The sequence below is a fragment of the Chitinibacter sp. ZOR0017 genome, assembly GCF_000799095.1.
Classification (GTDB): domain Bacteria; phylum Pseudomonadota; class Gammaproteobacteria; order Burkholderiales; family Chitinibacteraceae; genus Chitinibacter; species Chitinibacter tainanensis.
On record NZ_JTLG01000016.1, the window covers coordinates 40384 to 57502 of the forward strand.

The window sequence follows — 17119 nt, forward strand, 5'->3', positions numbered from 1 at the left end:
AATATTTTCAGAGCTATACATTAGGGGTGTATAGGCTGAGCTTGGGACAGGCGCTAGCCAATCGCCCAAAACTGCCAGCGGCGCGTAAAATACGCCGCTTTCCAATCGACAGGCCAACGCCAAAGAGACGCAGTGATGGTCGAAATTTATACCGATGGCGCCTGCAAAGGTAACCCGGGCCCCGGTGGCTGGGGCGCTTATCTGCGCTATGGCGCGCATGAAAAAGAGCTCTGTGGCGGCGAAGCCCATACCACCAACAACCGGATGGAGCTGCTGGCGGTGATTTCGGCGCTGGCCGCGCTCACTCGCCACTGCGAAGTCACCATCCATACCGACTCGCAATACGTTAAAAACGGCATTGAAAGCTGGATACACGGCTGGAAACGCAACGGCTGGAAAACCGCCGACAAAAAGCCGGTTAAAAATGAAGACCTGTGGCGCGCGCTGGATGAACAAGTGGCGCGGCATGCGGTGCAGTGGCGCTGGGTGAAAGGGCATGCGGGCAATCCGGGCAATGAGCGGGCCGATGCCTTGGCCAATCAGGGTGTGGCGCAAATCCAAAGCTAGCCGCAGCCCCCGCCCCCACCCCCACCCCCACCATTTCACCGTCACCAATTCTTCATTTTTCGGCCCGCACCTGCCCGTATACTCGAATTGAATCAGCGGTTGATTGCTGCACGGCAACACCGGCGGCTAAGCGGAGGCACGGCAAATGGCATACACCAATTCGCTGGAAGACTGGCTGGAACTCACCCTGCTGGTCGCCGAATATCCCGATGGCGCCGACTGGGTGTTGGCGCTGGGCGAGCTAGACCGGCAAGCCGGGCGTGAAGTCGGCTACGGGCGCCGCTTTCTGGAAGCCACCATCCAGCACGGGCAGTTTTACTACGCCCTTGCCGATTCGCGCCAAGACGACACTCTGTAAGTAATTGCCCTGCCGTTTGTCGGCTACTGAGCAGTAAATTAGCCCCTAAACCGAGCCCAGGCAGGGCTTGCGCGGCACTGTCAGCATGGCGCAAAGCCTTGCTGACAGCGACTTTATCCCTTTTCTGCTTCCGTTTTTCGTAAGAATCGCTCCCATTTGCATCTCGGCAAGCGCAAAACCGCTCTGCTAGAACGGTGGTTGAAAACAACCAACCCGCAGGGAGGAGCGAGATGCCACCTAGGATCGCTCTCACAGCCATTATCCTCATTGTCCAAGTGCTGCTGTTATGGCTGGGTAATGCCAGTTGGTGGGCCGGATTATTGTGCATAGCGGCAACTGCTGCACTCGCTTGGCACCGCGCCCCCAGCCCCACACCAAATTCAGACGCGCAGCCTCCGCGCGGACACGCTGCAACACGGTTAGGCCAGTTTGCCCAGCAGGCGCGCGAACTCTTGCTGGGGGTGTTGCCGATCTGGGCGCGCAATCTGGATGTGGCCCGCGAGCAGACTGAACAAGCCATCGGCAATCTGGCCAACCGCTTTGTCGGGATTAATCAGCAGCTCAATGCCGCGCTGGCACTCACCAGTGGCGGCAGCCAAAGCGATCTGCCCGGCATGATTAGCCGCTCGGAAACGCAACTTAGCCAGATTTTGGAAGCACTGCACCGCGCAGTGGAAAGCCGGCAAACCATGCTGGATGAAATTCGCGGGCTGGCTAGTTTTACCGCCGAGCTCAAGCAAATGGGGACTTCGGTTAGCGCGATTGCCAATCAAACCAATTTGCTAGCGCTCAATGCCGCCATTGAAGCCGCCCGCGCCGGGGAAATGGGGCGGGGCTTTGCCGTGGTGGCCGATGAAGTGCGCAAGCTCTCCAATCTATCGGGCGACACCGGTAAACACATCACCGAGAAAATCGATCTGATCAATCAGGCCATGGCCCAAACCCTGACCCTGACCAGCGAGCTTTCGAGCGAAGAGCAAAGCATTATCCAGTCGGCCGAGCAGGTGATTCAGGGCGTGATCGGCGAATTTCATGCCGCTACTCAGGCTTTGAACGACAACCTGCAAGAGCTGGAACACCAAAACCGGCAGATCAGCCACGAAGTCGATGAAGTGCTGGTTAATCTGCAGTTTCAAGATCGGGTAGGGCAGATTCAAAGCCATGTGGTGGGCGATATCCACAAGCTGCAGCAAGCCTTGCATGAAGCCGATCTCACCCACGAGCAGTGGCAGTTGCCTGATCGCCAGCTGTGGCTTAGCGAGCTGGAACGCACCTATACCACCCTGGAGCAAAAGGCGCTACACCACGGCCGATCTGGCTCTGCGAGCAATACCCCTACAACTTCAGTCGATTTTTTCTGAGGAGCGGCAATGTCTAAATTAATCATGATCGTTGATGACTCGGCCAGTCTGCGCACCGTGGTCGGCATTGCCCTCAAGGGCGCAGGGTATGACGTGCTCGAAGCGTGCGATGGCAAAGATGCACTGAGCAAGCTCACCGGCCAAAAAGTAAACCTGATCGTTTCGGATGTGAATATGCCGAATATGGATGGCATTGCCTTCGTGACGCAGGTGAAGCAAATGCCAGCCTATAAATTCACCCCTGTGATTATGCTGACCACCGAAGCCGACGAAGCCAAGAAAGCCGCCGGCAAGGCCGCTGGCGCCAAGGCTTGGGTGGTAAAACCATTTCAGCCGCCGATTCTGCTGGATGCGATTTCCAAGCTGGTCTTGCCCTAAGTGGGGTGCAGCATGACACACACTATTCAATTGCTCGGTGAGCAAACCATTTATCAGGCCCGGCAAACCCACACCCAGCTCTGGCAAGCCCTGCATGAGCACAACGAGCCCCTGCAGCTGGAGCTCGCTGATGTTACCGAGGTGGATTCCTCACTGGTGCAGATCTTGCTGTGGCTGGTACCCGAGGCCAAACGGCTAGGGCGGCCGCTCACCATTGGCGAGCCCTCGGCGGTGCTGGCCGAAGTGCTGGCGGAGCTGGGTTTAAGCCACATTGTGCAGACCGAAGGAGCCGGCCATGAGTGAATACGACAGCGCCTTGCCGGCGTTTCTGGATGAAGCCCACGAATTGCTCGCCGCAATGGAGAGCATATTGATGGATGTGCAGGGCCAGCAGCCCGATAGCGAACAGCTCAATGCCATGTTTCGCGCCATGCACACCATTAAAGGCTCATCGGGCCTCTTTGGCCTCGATGCGATTGTCCGCTTTACCCATGAAGCCGAAAACGTCCTCGATGCCTTGCGCGCGGGGGAGCTTAGCTTTGATGATGAGCTCAATACCTTGCTGCTACGCTGCCACGATCACGTGAAAGCCATGCTGCAAGAGCTGGATCAGCCGGATGTACTCGCCAGCATGGCTGCGCCACCGCTGATTGATGAGCTCAAAGCTTATTTCCGGCAGCAAACCAGCGGCGAAATCAGCCCGCTGGCCGCCAGCGCCACCGAAGCGCCCGCGGCGGCCGAGCAAAGCTGGCTGATTTCCTTGCGCTTTGGCCGTGAAGTGCTGGCCGATGGCATGGATCCGCTCTCGTTTGTGCGCTATCTGGCCGAAAGCGGCCAGCTGGGCGGCTTGCAAACCATTGCCACCCAGCTCCCCAGCGGCGATGCGTTCGATCCTGAGCAATGTTATTTGCGCTTTGAGCTGGTGTATCACAGCACTATGCCGCTGGCCAAACTCAATGATGTGTTCGAATTTGTGCGGGAAAGCAGCCAGATTCATATTTTCCCGCTGGCGACGGCAGGCCGCTATCTGGCCACCGTGACCCAGGGGCAGGATGAGGCCGAGCAGCAGGCGGTGGCTGCGGCCTGGCAGCAGCTCGGGGTGGTGATCGAGGCTGAGGCTGAAGTCGTGACCGAGGTGGCGGCTGTTGAGGCGGTGGCGCCTCTGGCGAGCAATCTGCAGTTTGCTCAGGCCGCCAAACAGGCCAGCGGCGCGGTGGCCCGCAAAACCGAACACAAAGAAACCAAAACCACCGAAACCCGCTTTATCAAGGTGGAAGCCAGCAAACTCGATAATCTGATCAATCTGATTGGCGAGCTGGTCATCGCTGGCGCAGCCGCCAACCTCATCGCCCGCCGCTCGGGCCAAAGTGCCCAGATCGAATCCACCGCCACCATCGCCACGCTGATTGAGCAGATACGTGCCGGCACGCTCTCGATGCGCATGGTGCAGATCGGTGAGATTTTTAGCCGCTTTCCTCGCGTGGTGCGCGATGTCTCGAAGGAGCTCGGTAAATCGATCGAGCTGCATATCAGCGGTGCGGAAACCGAGCTGGATAAATCCATGGTCGAAAAACTCGGCGATCCGCTAATGCATATTGTGCGCAATGCCATTGATCACGGCATCGAGCCGGTGGAAACCCGGCTGGCGGCCGGCAAATCGGCCACCGGCAATGTTTGGCTCAATGCCTATCACGAATCGGGCAGCATCGTGATCGAAGTAGCCGATGATGGCGGTGGCCTGCGTAAAGACAAAATCGTCGCCAAAGCGGTGGCCAACGGGCTGATTAGCGCCGACGCCATGCTCAGCGATAACGAAATCTACAAACTGATTTTCGAGCCCGGTTTTTCCACTGCCGAGCAGATCAGCAATATCTCCGGCCGTGGGGTGGGGATGGATGTGGTGAAGCGCGGTCTGGAAGCCCTGCGCGGCACGATTGATATCGATTCGGCCGTGGGCGAGGGCACCAATTTCCGCATTCGCCTGCCGCTCACACTGGCGATTATTGATGGCTTTTTGGTGCAGATTGGTAAATCGACCTTCGTGATTCCGCTGGAAGTGGTGGTGGAGTGCATCGAGGTACCGGACGATCTGAAATCCGACGGTACGCACTCGCATCTGAACCTACGCGGCGAGGTGCTGCCGGTGCTCAATCTATCCGAGTTTCTCGAGCTGGGCGAGCCTCCGGGCAAGCGGCAAAACGTGGTGGTGGTCAATTACGGCGAGAGCAAAGCTGGCCTGCTGGTGGATAACCTGCTGGGCGAATTTCAAACCGTGATCAAACCGCTGGGGCAGCTGTTTAGCCATCTGCGGGCGATTAGCGGCTCAACCATTTTAGGTTCGGGTGAGGTGGCGCTGATTCTGGATGTGCCCGCGCTGATTGAGTTTGCCAAGCAAAAAGAAGTCGCAGATTTTGCCGGGCAAACCGAACAAGGCCGGGCGCAGTTACATTGATTTTTTGTTGGGTATAGGTGTGAAAGCATTATAAACATTAGGGTTGCGGTAGATACCCATCCTGAGTACGGAGAGTGCAAAATGAATAAGCAAATGACGGTAGCAACCCGCTTGTTGCTTGGTTTTGGTGGTGTCTTGGCCCTGATGGTATTGCTGGTGGTGGTGGCGATTGCCGGCTACCTCAAGCTGAACGAAAACATCCGCATGATTGCCGAGGTGAACAACGCCAAGATGGTCAGCGCCTACGAAATGATTACCGCGTTGCAGGAGTCCGGTTTTCAAACCCGGAATATGGTGATCATGTCTGATAAGCAGCTGCTGGATAAGGCAAACGAAGCCTATCAAACCAGTAAAACGCGCTTTGAACAGCACTACAGCACATTTAAGGAGTTGATGACTAAATCTAGCTCTGCAGATGAGCGAGAAAAGGCGACGCAAGTAGAGACACTCCTTCCAGAGTACAAACTGACCTCCGATGAGGTGGCGAAGCTGGGTAGCAATAATGAAGCGGAAAAAGCTCAGGAATATATGCTTACTAAAGCTATTCCGGCCTATGACAAGCTCAATGCCGTGGTACAAAAACTGGCAGAGATGGAAGTGAAGCAAAACAAGGAAGAATCTGAAGCTGCGATGAAAAGCTATGAAACAGCCTTGTTTCAGTTGCTCGTCGTCGGCGCAATTGCCATTGTGGTGGCGATTGGCGTGGTGTTCTTCTTGGTGCGCAGCTTCAACCGCGTCTTGGGGGGCGAGCCGCACTATGTGAGCGATGTGATGCGCGAAGTAGCCGCTGGTAATCTCTTGGTGAATATCTCGTTGCGCCCGGGCGACACCACCAGTTTGGCCGCCTCGATTTCGAATACCATCGATAAGCTGCGCTCGTTGATGGGCGATATCAAGGCCAATGCCGATAATGTCTCGTCGGCCGCGATTCAGCTCACCTCTACCTCGCAATCGCTGGCCCAAACCGCCGCCGAATCGGCTGCGAGCATCGAAGAAACCTCGGCCTCGGTGGAAGAAATCTCCTCATCGATTAGCCAAACCAGTGAAAACGCCCGCATCACCGAAGGCATTGCCAGCAAAGCGGCGCGTGAAGCCACCGATGGCGGCGATACCGTACGGCAAACCGTGGCGGCCATGCGCCAGATCGCCGAAAAAATCAGCATCATTGACGATATTGCCTACCAGACCAATCTGCTGGCGCTGAATGCCGCGATTGAAGCGGCGCGGGCCGGTGAGCAAGGCAAGGGCTTTGCGGTGGTGGCGGCAGAAGTGCGCAAGCTGGCCGAGCGCAGCCAGGTGGCCGCGCAGGATATTGGCGAAGTGGCCAGCAGCAGCGTGAAACTGGCTGAGCGCGCCGGCGAATTGCTGGAAGAAATGGTTAGCTCCAGCACCAAAACGGCCGATCTGGTGCAGGAAATTGCTGCCGCCGCAGCCGAGCAAGCCAGCGGCGTGAATCAAGTCAATGCCTCGGTACAGCAAAGCAATCTAACCACCCAGCAAAATTCTGCTTCGAGCGAAGAGCTGGCGTCTACGGCGGAAGAGCTGAGCAGCCAGGCGGAAAACCTGCAAGAGCTGGTATCTTTCTTCAAGCTCGATGAGAGCGGCAATAGCGGGCGGCGCCGCGGCGGGGCTGGCCGCAAAGCCAGCAGCGGGCAGGGCGGCGGCAAAGCGCATAGCTATGGCGCCAAATCAGGTGGCGAGCTGGATGACGCCGAATTCACCCGTTTCTAGGCGAGGTGTGTCATGGGAGCTTTAGCCTTAAAAACCAGCAAGGAGCGCGTCCAGCAGGAGGAAGCGCACCTTGATCTCTCGCAGTATCTGACTTTTCAGCTTTGCGGCGAGACTTTCGCCATCGGGATTCTGGCGATCAAGGAAATCCTCGAATACATGCCAATGACGCAAGTGCCGATGATGCCGGATTTTGTGCGCGGGGTGATGAATCTGCGCGGTGCGGTGGTGCCGGTGATTGATTTGTCGCTGCGCTTTGGCAAAGGGGAAACCACGGTACGCCGCCGTACTTGTGTGGTGATCATCGAGATTGAGCATGATGATCAGCAACAGTATTTTGGCGTGCTGGTGGATGCGGTGCACGAAGTGCTGGCGATTGCCGATGGCGATATTGTGCCTGCGCCGCAGTTTGGCAATCACATCCGTTCGGATTTCATTGCCGGCATGGCCAAGGTGCAAAATCGCTTTGTGGTGCTCTTGGATTTAAGCCGCGCCTTGTCGGTTGAGGAAATGGCGCAGTTGGCCATGCTGGACGAAACCGCGCTGGACGTGGCCGAGTCCGCTGCCGAGGAGCATGTGAGCCATTAAGCGAGCCTGCTGCCCATGCCTGTGCTAACCGACGCTACTTTTGTGCGCTACCAGCAATGGCTGCGCGAACGCACCGGCGTGAATCTCACCGAGGTGAAAAAAACGCTGGTGCATCAGCGGCTGATCAAGCGGCTGCAGGCGCGCAATATTGATACCTTTGAAGCCTATTTTCGTGCGCTGCTCGCTAGCAGCGAGGAAGCCGAGCGCCAATTGGCGCTCGATTTGCTCACCACGCATGAAACGTATTTTTTTCGCGAACCCAAGCATTTTCAATGGTTTAAGCACTATTTGCTCTCGCCGCAGGCGGTAGGCCGCGCCTTGCGGGTGTGGAGCGCCGCATCGTCATCCGGGGAAGAAGTCTGGAGCATTGCCATGATGCTCAGCGACTTTTTAGGCCTGCAGGGCACTTGGTATTTGCTGGGCAGTGATATCAGCCAGCCGGTGCTGGCCAAAGCGCAGCAAGGCCATTACCCGATGAGCCGCTGCGAAGGGATTCCGCCGGCCTATCTGCGTGATTTCTGTTTAAAAGGGCAGGGCGCGCAGCTCCACACCTTGCGCATCATGCCGGCGCTGCGCAAACGGGTGGATTTTCGGTTGGTGAATTTAAATGAATCTCTACCCGACCTAGGTCACTTTGATGTGATTTTTTTGCGCAATGTGCTGATCTATTTTGATATCGAGACTAAAAACAAAGTACTGCTTCGCTGCATCGATGCCTTGCACCCCGGCGGTTATTTGCTGGTGAGCCATTCGGAAAGCCTAACCGGGTTTCAATTGCCATTAGATCTGGTGCAGGCCGGTATTTATCGCAAGCGGGCGTAGCCAAGGGGCCAGGGGGCGCCATGACCATCAAAGTAATGCTGGTAGATGATTCTGCCGTGGTGCGGCAGGTATTGGGGCAACAACTCAGTAGCGCGGGGGATATCCAGATTATCGATGTGGCCCATGACCCGATCATGGCGCAGGAAAAACTGCAGCATCGCTGGCCGGATGTGATTGTGCTCGATGTGGAAATGCCCAAGATGGACGGCATTACCTTCTTAAAACACATTATGGCCACCCGCCCCACGCCGATTGTGATCTGCTCATCGCTGACCCAGAAAGGCGCCGATATCAGTATGCAGGCACTGGCGGCTGGCGCGGTAGATGTGATTGCCAAGCCCATGGCGGGGGTCAAAGGTTTTCTCGAAGAAAACCGCAAAATGCTGATCGATGCGGTGCGCGCGGCCTCGGTGGCGCGGGTTAATCGTTTGCGCCAGCCCGAAGCACCAGCCGCGAAGCCTGCCACCGCCACGGCAGACACAGGGGCCCTGCCCACGATTCGGGAAAAACTGGCGGCCGATGTGATTTTGGCCGCGCCCACCGGGCATGAGGTGTTTCGCACCACCGAGCGGATAGTGGCCATCGGCACCTCCACCGGCGGTACGCAGGCCTTGGAATTCGTGCTGACCCAGTTACCCAAAACCAGCCCGGGCATTGCGATTGTGCAGCATATGCCCGAGCAATTTACCGCCGCCTTTGCCCGCCGGCTGGATGGAATTTGCCAAATTGAAGTTAAAGAAGCCAGCAATGGCGACCGGATTATGCCGGGCCGCGCGCTGATTGCCCCCGGGGGGCGGCATTTGGCCATTCAGCGTAGCGGCGCGTTTTATCATGTGGAAGTGATTGATGGCCCGCCAGTCAGTCGGCATCGCCCCTCGGTGGATGTGCTATTTCGCTCCGCCGCGAAATCGGCCGGGCGCAATGCGCTGGGCATTATCATGACCGGCATGGGCGATGATGGCGCCAAGGGTCTGAAAGAAATGCGTGAAGCCGGCGCGCACACCATCGCGCAAGATGAAAAAAGCTGCGTGGTATTTGGCATGCCCAAAGAGGCCATTAAGCTGGAGGCCGCGGCTGAGGTGATGCCTTTGGCGCAAATCGCGCAATCGATTTACCGCTACGGCTAGGGGCTGGTATGAGCCGCGCGGCGCCAATTAAAGTAATGATCGTCGATGATTCGGCGATTGTGCGGCAGGTGGTGCGCGAGATTTTGCAGCGCGAGCCCGATATCACGGTGATTGGTGCCGCCTTTGATCCGCTGTTTGCCTACGACAAAATGCAAAAGCAGTGGCCCGATGTGCTGCTGCTGGATATCGCCATGCCGCGTATGGATGGCATTACTTTCTTGCGGCGCATTATGAGCGAGCAACCCACGCCGGTGGTTGTGATGTCGGCCCTGACCGAGCGGAATGTGGAGCTCAGCTTGCTGGCGCTGGCCTCGGGGGCGCTGTGCGTGATCAACAAACCGGCGATTGGTTTTCGCGATTTTATGCACGCCAGCAGTACCGAGCTGGTGCATGCGATTCGCGCCGCTGCCCAGGCCAAGGTGCAAAAGCTGAACTTACCGCCTTTGCCCGAACACGATAGTGCTGCCTTGCGTCGCCCTGCCAGTATGCCGCCGCAGATCAATCCCGTATTGCCTGCTAGGCCTATACCCGCCACCCCTATGCCTGCTTTTGATGACCCGCTGGCCCGTGGTGCGCAAGAGCGGCGCGTAGCGCCCAAGCTCACCGCCGATGCGGTGCTGCCCGCCCCAGCCAGCAAGGCCCAGGTGCCTGCCACGCCCAAAATCGTGGTGATCGGCACTTCCACCGGCGGCACCCAAGCACTCGAACAGATTCTGCCGCAGTTGCGGCCAGACTGCCCGCCGCTGGCGATTGTGCAGCATATGCCCGAAAAATTTACCGCCAGCTTTGCCGATCGGCTGGATATGCTCAGCCAGATCGAAGTACGCGAAGCGCAGCATAATGACCGGATGCGGCGCGGTTTGGCGCTTCTAGCCCCGGGGGGCAAGCATCTGCTATTGCGGCGCAATGGCAATGAATATTACGTAGAAGTCATTGATGGCCCGCTGGTCACGCGCCATCGCCCATCGGTGGATGTGCTGTTTCGCTCCGCGGCGGTTGCGGCCGGGCACAATACGGTGGCATTTTTGCTCACCGGCATGGGCGACGATGGCGCCCGTGGCCTGCTTGAATTGCGCCAGGCAGGTGCACAGACCTATGCGCAAGATGAAGAAAGCTGCGTGGTATTTGGCATGCCCAAAGAAGGAATTGCCCTAGGCGCAGCGCAACAGGTGGTGGCGCTCGGGCAGGTGGTGCCGCTGATTCAGGCGGTGCATTAGTTGCTCCGCGCTGCGGCGACTGGACTCGCCGTTTTCTCGCTGCGGCAATGTGGCAATGCGGCATCACCCGCCGGCATACAGATAGCTGTATCTGCCCGGCCTCGGTTCACCCGGCGGCGGATGTAGCAGATCAGCCACCTCGGTAATCCAGAAGCTGAATCGACGTCCCCCCAGTGCGAACGGTACGCTGATCACCGCGCGGCGATGTGCCGCCCCCAACTCGAATAGCCAGTACATGCCCGTAGCGCTCGGTTTGGTCGTGCCCGCCTGTGCCGGTGAAATCTCATGCCGCTGCACCAGCCGGACCGAGCGGATATCAAATATGTAGCTGATTTCGGCTTGGCCGGCGGCTGACGTCACCGCAATGGCACAAAAGCGCAGATCATTGATGACTGTTTCGGGCGTCTGCCGCAAGGCAAGCGTTTCGGCCGGGATGTGATACCAGCGGGCGGTGCCATTGCGAAAGCCTTCCAGATATTCGGGTGTGCGGCCGCCGCCAGTTTGGGCGACCAGTACCAGTTCGGCTGACCGGCGCAGCTGCAGGCCGGATGGTGCGATGCGCACCGAGTCGCGGGCCAGATGCTCATCCGGCGCTTCGATCCGGTATTCAATGCTGGATGGCTTGCTGCCGAGGTGGTCGAGTAAAAAAGACGCCAGCCATTGATTGGCCTGCCCCGGTAAGGCGGGAAAGGCGCCGATGCCGACCGCCTCAATTGCCGCGTGATAGGGGTTGTCGGCCGGATCATGCTGATCGGTATGCCAGCCCGGGTAGAGTACATAGGCGCCCACAACCGGGCGGCTTTTGGGGGCTATGCCGTCAACCGGTTCGCCCAGATGAATCAGTGCATCGCGATAGCGGTGCATCTGGTTCAGCGCATCATCAGGCGCCAGATCGTGGCCGGTTTTTTCGTCGGTTTCAATCCGGTATTTCGCATCAAAAATCCAGATGATTGATTCCCCATTGGGGAAGGTGGCTTTGAGCACAATGTCCGGCTTCTGGATCGCATTCCATGAATAGATCCGGTCGTATTGGCTGCCGGGCTTTTTGAATATCGGCTCATGCGCCAGGTGCAGTTTGATGCCGTCGCTCCGGGTAAAAACGAACGATGCGCCCATGCCATCAATCAGTTCTTTTTCCAGATTCTTTTCGCGCAGCAGCGCCTTGCTGCTGTCCTGTTCGACAAAGTCAAGGCACTGCAACTGCCTGCGGATTTCCAGCAGACACCAGACTTCATACAGCTCGGATACCGGTTTGACCGACACCGATGCATTACGGCCGAATAGATCCAGATATAGTTTCAGTTGCTGCCAGATGCGGTAAACCCCAGCGTATCCTGCACGCTGATGTAACACTAGCGATTCCCGCGCCATGCCATCAAATTTGCCAACCTCGCCAAACAGCGGGTGCGCCAGCTTCTGGCTGATCTGCTGCTGCCATTGCGAGAGCTCGTTAAAAAAAGCCGATGAAATCCTTTCTCGGTCCGGCGCCGAATTATGCCGCTGTGCGCTGGCCGCAAAACGCGCAAGGCTGCGGGTGCAATGCTCTAACACCATGCGGATAAAACGGTTTTCAGGGGTGTCGACCGAGAGGCGGCGGCTGGTAGTCTGAAAACGCAGATGTAGTTCGCCGTTTTTTACCGCCTCTGCCACTCGCTCTTCAAGTCCGGGGTTGATCCGGCCGTGCAGTCGTTCGGCGCGGACTGCGCGTACCGTTTCCTGTAGGCGGTTATGTGGCGCGTTGCAGATATAGCGGACTTCTTTTAGTAAGGCTTCGCGCAGCGCGGCAAACTGGGCCAGCCAGAGCAGCGGGAAACGCTCAAACGGCTGGCGCGATTGGGCCAGCTCGACATCGGTTTTCTGCGCCAGCGCAAAACGCCACAGCGGGTAGGTTTCATCAATGGCGGTATTGATCTGCTGCAGATCATCGGCCATCACCATCTTGGTCGGCAATACTTCAAGCGCAATCGCCGCATCCTGCCAGACGCCCGCGCGGCGATACCGCAGCCCTAGCCGTAGCCAGCCAATATCATTGCCGGTGTTTAGCGTGCCGCGCAGCGAATTGTTGGTAAAACGGAAGGCATCGCAGACCGCGGAGAGCCGGTGGCGGATTTCTGCCTCGTCCACGTTGGCCGAAAAAGCAAACTCGAATTCATAGCTGCGGTTCTCAAAAAAAACCGGCTCGCACAGGTGCAGCTCATGTTCATTTATGCAGGGTATAGGGATGCAGGCCTTGAATTTTGATGGCTGCAGCCGTATACGTGTAACTTCCCGCTTCACCTGGCGTGCAGCCAGCGTGCTGGCCAGCTGCTTTTGAGCTGGCTCGATATCCCTGCTCCAGACATTCAGTGACCAGTCGGCGGTTTCCAGTTTGAGTAAATCCGGCATTGCTACTTCCTGTGATCAGGGCCAGAAACTGGTGAAGCGATCGCGCAACAGCCGGTCTTGCATCCAGCCCAGTTTGCCCAGAGAGCGGAACGGAATATCGGGTGACTTGCCGTCCGCTAGCTGGATATTAAATAGATCCGGGCGTGATGCTGACGAGGCAAACCGGGTGGTGAGCTCGGTTTTTAGTTTGACGAGCAAACTATCGTCACCGCTGGCCTGCAATTTATCCTCATCGCCTTCCAGCCGTGGCAGCAATTTGGCCATCAGAAAATCATCCCACACCGCGTATAGCTGGGCATCGGTTTGCGGCGAAAAGCATTTCAGCATCACCAGCAGCTCGTTCAGCGCGCGGAATGCCAGCTCGAAAGGCGTGCCCTTCAGTAATACGTTCACCGCCTGCAGGAACTCGATACTGCGCTGGCCATCCGGATCGGCAGCAACATCACCCAGCTCATCGGCATTGGCAATCTGCGAATCCAGCGGAAAGCCCAGTGTGACTGGCTGTTGCTTGGGCTCAAAGTAATCTGCATAAACGTTGGGAAAAAACTCGCCAAAATCGATGGTAAAAGCGCGGTCGATCACCTTGCGCGAAAAGCCGTGCGTGGTTTCATCCATATTCACCGTGCCGGCCACAATCAGATTCGGCGGCAGCGGCATGCCATGCTCAATGAAGTAGTCCCATAGCCCGGCCCATACCTCACCTGCCAGGCCCAGATCGCTGCACAGCTGGTCCAATACGGCGGAGTTAGCCGATTTCAGTAATTTGCCCGGCGCGAAAATCGGCGCGCTGCTGTAATGGCCATCGCACCATGCCCGCGTTTCCAGCACCGATAGATAATCGGCAAAATACTGCTCGACCGGCGCCAGATTCATCTCGTCCAGGCAGGCCCAGAATGGCGTCATCTCGGCTGGATCTTTAAGCTGGTAAGCCGCCCCCGGCATCGCCGCATCGCGCCAGGCGGCCGCCATAAATTGCAGAAACGGCGTCGCCACATAGCGGGTACCATCAATGCGCGATACATAGCCCAGTAGATCGGAAGGCTCGTGCCAGTCCGGCCGGACAGGGATCAGCTCGAAATTGCTGGAGCCTGGTATCGCAGTGCGTTCGGCTTGCTGACGGACAAAACGGGTTTTGCCCGTGCCGGAAATGCCGGCTAAGAGTAATAGAGGTTTGGGTAGTGGGAGTGAATCTGTAAGTATTTCTTGGAGATATGCCTTGTATTTATTTAGGCCCGCATCGTACATACCATTTCCATTGGTATTTGCAGTTTTCCATTCGTCCAGTCCGCGAACTTGGGTAGATAGTCTATCAAGATCTGAAAGTGAACGAATAGATAGCATGCTTGAATTGGATTCGTTGCTTCCAGTTAGAGCGTCAAATTTATTTGGTACCGTAATTGTATACGATGCAATGGTTCGGTCTGATGCGCCATTGTTTTTTAACCATGACTCAAAGTTTAAAGGTTTTGTTTTTTTTGTGCGATTGTTTTTATCTTCGGTTAAGCTAGTTAATTGATTGGGTATATTTTTTAAAGCTATTCTTGTCGAGTCTCTGTCAAAGAAGGTGTTGTCTTTGATGTTTTGGTAGTTAAATTTGCCATAGTAGCAAATTAGCTTTGATATTACTCTGGTTAGCTGGCTAGTTTGGCTTCCACCAAGGGAAGCAATGATGGTTAAACCTTCTAAACTTCCTGCTAGTTTGAATATTTCACGATATGATTTTTCTTCATAGGAAGTGAAGTTATCTCCTCTGGATGGCGTGGCCCTCCAGATGGCTAGGAAATCTTCATGTTTTTCTTGTAGGGCATTAATAAATGCGACAAGTACCACGGGGTCAACAGAAAAAACTTTGCCGTTTTTGTTGCTAAAATTGATTGCAAGTGAATTGCTTACTGCGATCGTTTGTTCGTCCAGGGCGCTTACTTGTTTGCAAAAATCTTCAAAACTCATATTAAGTCCATGATTAATTTGTTTACAATTTTAGAAACAACAGGGACGGCTATGGAGTTGCCAAATTGTTTGTATGCGGGTGTTTTTGCTTTTGGGATTACAAATTTATCTGGGTACCCTTGGAGCCGTGCGCACTCTCTAGGTGTTAATAGTCTTGGGTTTTTCCCTTCTTGCGGGATAAGGCATTCTTTACCATCTTTGCCATACCTAGCAACAAGAGTATTTGATGGTTTGTCAATATCAGCTGTGAACGCAGTAAAACCAGTGCCTCGTTCCAGATTGCGCTGAGTACGGTTTATATGACCTTGCCAGAGACGGTCTGAGATTGTGAAATCGCTGGGCGGGTTTTCCTCTAAGATTGTACGCAATGGTAATGAATTTCCTGTGAAGTCTGGAAATTCAAAATTGACATTTAAGTCTTTTCTGAGGCAAACCATATAGCATCGTAAACGCCGCTGTGGTACTAGGGTTGAGGCGTCAATGATTTTGAATTTAAAGTCGTAGCCAAGTTCTTCAACTTCTGATTTTATTACATTAAATGTGCGGCCTTGGTCATGGCTTTGGATGTTGCGTACATTTTCAAGTAGTAGAACCTTGGGGCGTTTTACAGATGCAATACGCATAATATCAAAAAATAAAGTACCCTGGGTTTTACATTCAAAACCGTGTTGCTTGCCAACTGCTGATCTGGCAGAAACTCCGGCATGGCTAAATGGTTGACATGGAAATCCTCCGGCAAGAATTTCATGGGTTGGGATTAGTTTATTTAGTAGCTCGTCGCTAATATTGTCATTTGTAAATGCTCTAATGTCGCCAAATGGCAATTCGCCGTAGTTGTTAAAATATGTTTGCTGTGCCGAACGATCCCATTCGCTACTGAAGACACACGCGCCATTTGCTTCCTGTAGAGCAAGCCGGAAACCACCAATACCTGCAAAAAGATCGATGAAATGGAATTTGGGCGCCGAAGGGGGAGGGAAAACTATTTCGCTGTATAGTTTGTGGCGAAACTCATCTTTGTTTGTATATAGTTGCGCATTTTGGAGGGTTTTAATTATCTCCAAGGTTGGTGGCTCACCTATTGGCGTGCTGCCTGCAGCAATTGCATGTGCCCAATGATGAATTACAGCCTTTAGGTCGCTGCCTTGCTGCGTATAAGACTCCGCAAGGTTCGAAAGCTGCTGCTCAATTTGGGTAATAAAAAGACTCATGATTATCCATGCAAAATTGTAATAACTTCATTAGTGTGAATCTGGTCGCTCGGGCCAGGTTACAGCAAATTCATTGCTTAAAATCCATTCGGGCAGCCAGGTTAATCCGGAAATTCCTGGTTTGCGCAAGCCGCATTCCCATAAAATGACTACCCGCCAGCCACTGGCAAGCAGCGCTGCCTGATTACGGGTGTCACGTTCTACATTTCCAGCAAATTTCGGCTCCCAGAACTCCTGCCTGCTTTTTGGTGTGCTTGCCAGGCGGCAATCAGGGTGGCGATGCCAGAAGCAGCCGTGTACAAAAATGCATACATGGTATTTCGGTAGCACTATATCAGGGCCTCCGGGTAGATCTTTTCTGTGCAGGCGGAAACGGAAGCCCTGTGCGTGCAGAAAGGAGCGGACCAGGAGTTCGGGTTTTGTATTTTTGCCACGAATGCCGGACATCATGGCCGAACGTTTTTGTGGAGTAACAATGTCCATGCCGGTTTATGGTCAGTGTCTCTATCAAGCCTGTCATTAGACACATTTTTCGGGCTTGCAGGAAGTGTGGCTTCCACGCTGTTCTGGATCGATTACAGTGCGCAGGCAAGAATAGTGTAGGGGGCGTACTGAATATACCTACTATTTGCCTACTGGCTGTTCTTGGCCGGGAATGAAAAAAGCCCAGTCCGAAGACTGGGCTTTTTATCTTTGGGGTGGCTGATGGGGCTCGAACCCACGACAACAGGAATCACAATCCTGGACTCTACCAACTGAGCTACAGCCACCACAAAACCTTGAAATCTGCCGCTGTGTGCTGGCGCACCCGACAGGAATCGAACCTGTAACCTACGGCTTAGAAGGCCGTTGCTCTATCCAGTTGAGCTACGGGCACATTCAATACTTTGTGTGTCTCTTGGTCGGGGCGGTGGGATTCGAACTCACGACCACCTGGTCCCAAACCAGGTGCGCTACCAGACTGCGCTACGCCCC

15 protein-coding genes and 3 tRNA genes are annotated in these 17119 nt (G+C 55.3%); 11 read left to right on the forward strand and 7 right to left on the reverse strand.

Annotated elements, in window-relative coordinates; translation table 11 throughout:
• Positions 1–135 precede the first annotated feature (135 nt).
• The 11 genes from rnhA (at position 136) to L991_RS05005 (ending at position 10598) form a co-directional block, all read left to right on the forward strand.
• Positions 136–567, forward strand: coding sequence for a ribonuclease HI (rnhA, locus tag L991_RS04955; RefSeq protein ID WP_028449913.1), 432 nt, complete (start codon positions 136–138; stop codon positions 565–567).
• A gap of 145 nt (positions 568–712) precedes the next feature.
• Entirely contained in the window at positions 713–925 is a 213-nt protein-coding gene (locus L991_RS04960; RefSeq protein ID WP_028449912.1) for a hypothetical protein, read from the forward strand.
• 230 nt (positions 926–1155) lie between these two features.
• Positions 1156–2286, forward strand: a complete 1131-nt coding sequence (locus L991_RS17650; protein WP_081986544.1) for a methyl-accepting chemotaxis protein — start codon at positions 1156–1158, stop codon at positions 2284–2286.
• 9 nt (positions 2287–2295) lie between these two features.
• Entirely contained in the window at positions 2296–2664 is a 369-nt protein-coding gene (locus L991_RS04970; protein WP_047392950.1) for a response regulator, read from the forward strand.
• Between the two features lie 12 nt (positions 2665–2676).
• A complete protein-coding gene (locus L991_RS04975; RefSeq protein ID WP_047392954.1) occupies positions 2677–2967 on the forward strand; it encodes a lipid asymmetry maintenance protein MlaB in 291 nt (96 codons plus the stop codon).
• Positions 2960–5116 (forward strand): chemotaxis protein CheA, encoded by a 2157-nt coding sequence (locus L991_RS04980; protein ID WP_047392957.1) that lies wholly within the window; start codon positions 2960–2962, stop codon positions 5114–5116. Before L991_RS04975 ends, L991_RS04980 begins: the two co-directional genes overlap by 8 nt.
• 81 nt (positions 5117–5197) lie before the next feature.
• Positions 5198–6847: a methyl-accepting chemotaxis protein gene (locus tag L991_RS04985; RefSeq protein WP_047392960.1), complete on the forward strand. Its 1650-nt coding sequence runs from the start codon at positions 5198–5200 to the stop codon at positions 6845–6847.
• A 12-nt stretch (positions 6848–6859) separates the two neighbouring features.
• Positions 6860–7432: a chemotaxis protein CheW gene (locus L991_RS04990; RefSeq protein WP_051258902.1), complete on the forward strand. Its 573-nt coding sequence runs from the start codon at positions 6860–6862 to the stop codon at positions 7430–7432.
• Between the two features lie 15 nt (positions 7433–7447).
• Entirely contained in the window at positions 7448–8254 is an 807-nt protein-coding gene (locus L991_RS04995; protein ID WP_047392962.1) for a protein-glutamate O-methyltransferase CheR, read from the forward strand.
• 20 nt (positions 8255–8274) lie between these two features.
• Positions 8275–9381 carry a chemotaxis response regulator protein-glutamate methylesterase gene (locus L991_RS05000; RefSeq protein WP_047392965.1) on the forward strand — a complete coding sequence of 369 codons (1107 nt, stop codon included), beginning with the start codon at positions 8275–8277 and terminating at the stop codon, positions 9379–9381.
• Between the two features lie 8 nt (positions 9382–9389).
• Entirely contained in the window at positions 9390–10598 is a 1209-nt protein-coding gene (locus L991_RS05005; RefSeq protein ID WP_047392967.1) for a chemotaxis response regulator protein-glutamate methylesterase, read from the forward strand.
• 63 nt (positions 10599–10661) lie between these two features.
• On the opposite strand, the gene L991_RS05010 is transcribed toward L991_RS05005, so the two are convergent.
• From L991_RS05010 to L991_RS05035, 7 genes are all read right to left on the reverse strand, one after another.
• Positions 10662–12983: a restriction endonuclease-like protein gene (locus L991_RS05010; protein WP_052190630.1), complete on the reverse strand. Its 2322-nt coding sequence runs from the start codon at positions 12981–12983 to the stop codon at positions 10662–10664.
• 15 nt (positions 12984–12998) lie between these two features.
• On the reverse strand, positions 12999–14933 hold the full coding sequence (locus tag L991_RS17450) for an McrB family protein (protein WP_197053815.1): 1935 nt from the start codon (positions 14931–14933) through the stop codon (positions 12999–13001).
• Entirely contained in the window at positions 14930–16144 is a 1215-nt protein-coding gene (gene dcm / locus L991_RS05020) for a DNA (cytosine-5-)-methyltransferase (RefSeq protein WP_047392970.1), read from the reverse strand. Before dcm ends, L991_RS17450 begins: the two co-directional genes overlap by 4 nt.
• 30 nt (positions 16145–16174) lie before the next feature.
• Positions 16175–16627, reverse strand: a complete 453-nt coding sequence (locus L991_RS16885) for a very short patch repair endonuclease (RefSeq protein WP_081986545.1) — start codon at positions 16625–16627, stop codon at positions 16175–16177.
• A gap of 211 nt (positions 16628–16838) precedes the next feature.
• Positions 16839–16914, reverse strand: a tRNA-His gene (locus L991_RS05025).
• Between the two features lie 30 nt (positions 16915–16944).
• Positions 16945–17021, reverse strand: a tRNA-Arg gene (locus L991_RS05030).
• A gap of 22 nt (positions 17022–17043) precedes the next feature.
• Positions 17044–17119: transfer RNA gene (locus tag L991_RS05035), tRNA-Pro, on the reverse strand.

Excerpts from the sequence above, each read along its gene's own strand:
- L991_RS17450 (WP_197053815.1), bottom strand. The coding sequence starts at position 14,933 with ATGAGTTTTGAAGATTTTTGCAAACAAGTAAGCGCCCTGGACGAACAA.
- L991_RS05005 (WP_047392967.1), top strand. The coding sequence starts at position 9,390 with ATGAGCCGCGCGGCGCCAATTAAAGTAATGATCGTCGATGATTCGGCG.
- L991_RS05010 (WP_052190630.1), bottom strand. The coding sequence starts at position 12,983 with ATGCCGGATTTACTCAAACTGGAAACCGCCGACTGGTCACTGAATGTC.
- L991_RS17650 (WP_081986544.1), top strand. The coding sequence starts at position 1,156 with ATGCCACCTAGGATCGCTCTCACAGCCATTATCCTCATTGTCCAAGTG.
- rnhA (WP_028449913.1), top strand. The coding sequence starts at position 136 with ATGGTCGAAATTTATACCGATGGCGCCTGCAAAGGTAACCCGGGCCCC.
- L991_RS04985 (WP_047392960.1), top strand. The coding sequence starts at position 5,198 with ATGAATAAGCAAATGACGGTAGCAACCCGCTTGTTGCTTGGTTTTGGT.
- L991_RS04990 (WP_051258902.1), top strand. The coding sequence starts at position 6,860 with ATGGGAGCTTTAGCCTTAAAAACCAGCAAGGAGCGCGTCCAGCAGGAG.
- L991_RS16885 (WP_081986545.1), bottom strand. The coding sequence starts at position 16,627 with ATGGACATTGTTACTCCACAAAAACGTTCGGCCATGATGTCCGGCATT.
- L991_RS04995 (WP_047392962.1), top strand. The coding sequence starts at position 7,448 with ATGCCTGTGCTAACCGACGCTACTTTTGTGCGCTACCAGCAATGGCTG.
- L991_RS04970 (WP_047392950.1), top strand. The coding sequence starts at position 2,296 with ATGTCTAAATTAATCATGATCGTTGATGACTCGGCCAGTCTGCGCACC.
- dcm (WP_047392970.1), bottom strand. The coding sequence starts at position 16,144 with ATGAGTCTTTTTATTACCCAAATTGAGCAGCAGCTTTCGAACCTTGCG.
- L991_RS04960 (WP_028449912.1), top strand. The coding sequence starts at position 713 with ATGGCATACACCAATTCGCTGGAAGACTGGCTGGAACTCACCCTGCTG.
- L991_RS04975 (WP_047392954.1), top strand. The coding sequence starts at position 2,677 with ATGACACACACTATTCAATTGCTCGGTGAGCAAACCATTTATCAGGCC.
- L991_RS05000 (WP_047392965.1), top strand. The coding sequence starts at position 8,275 with ATGACCATCAAAGTAATGCTGGTAGATGATTCTGCCGTGGTGCGGCAG.
- L991_RS04980 (WP_047392957.1), top strand. The coding sequence starts at position 2,960 with ATGAGTGAATACGACAGCGCCTTGCCGGCGTTTCTGGATGAAGCCCAC.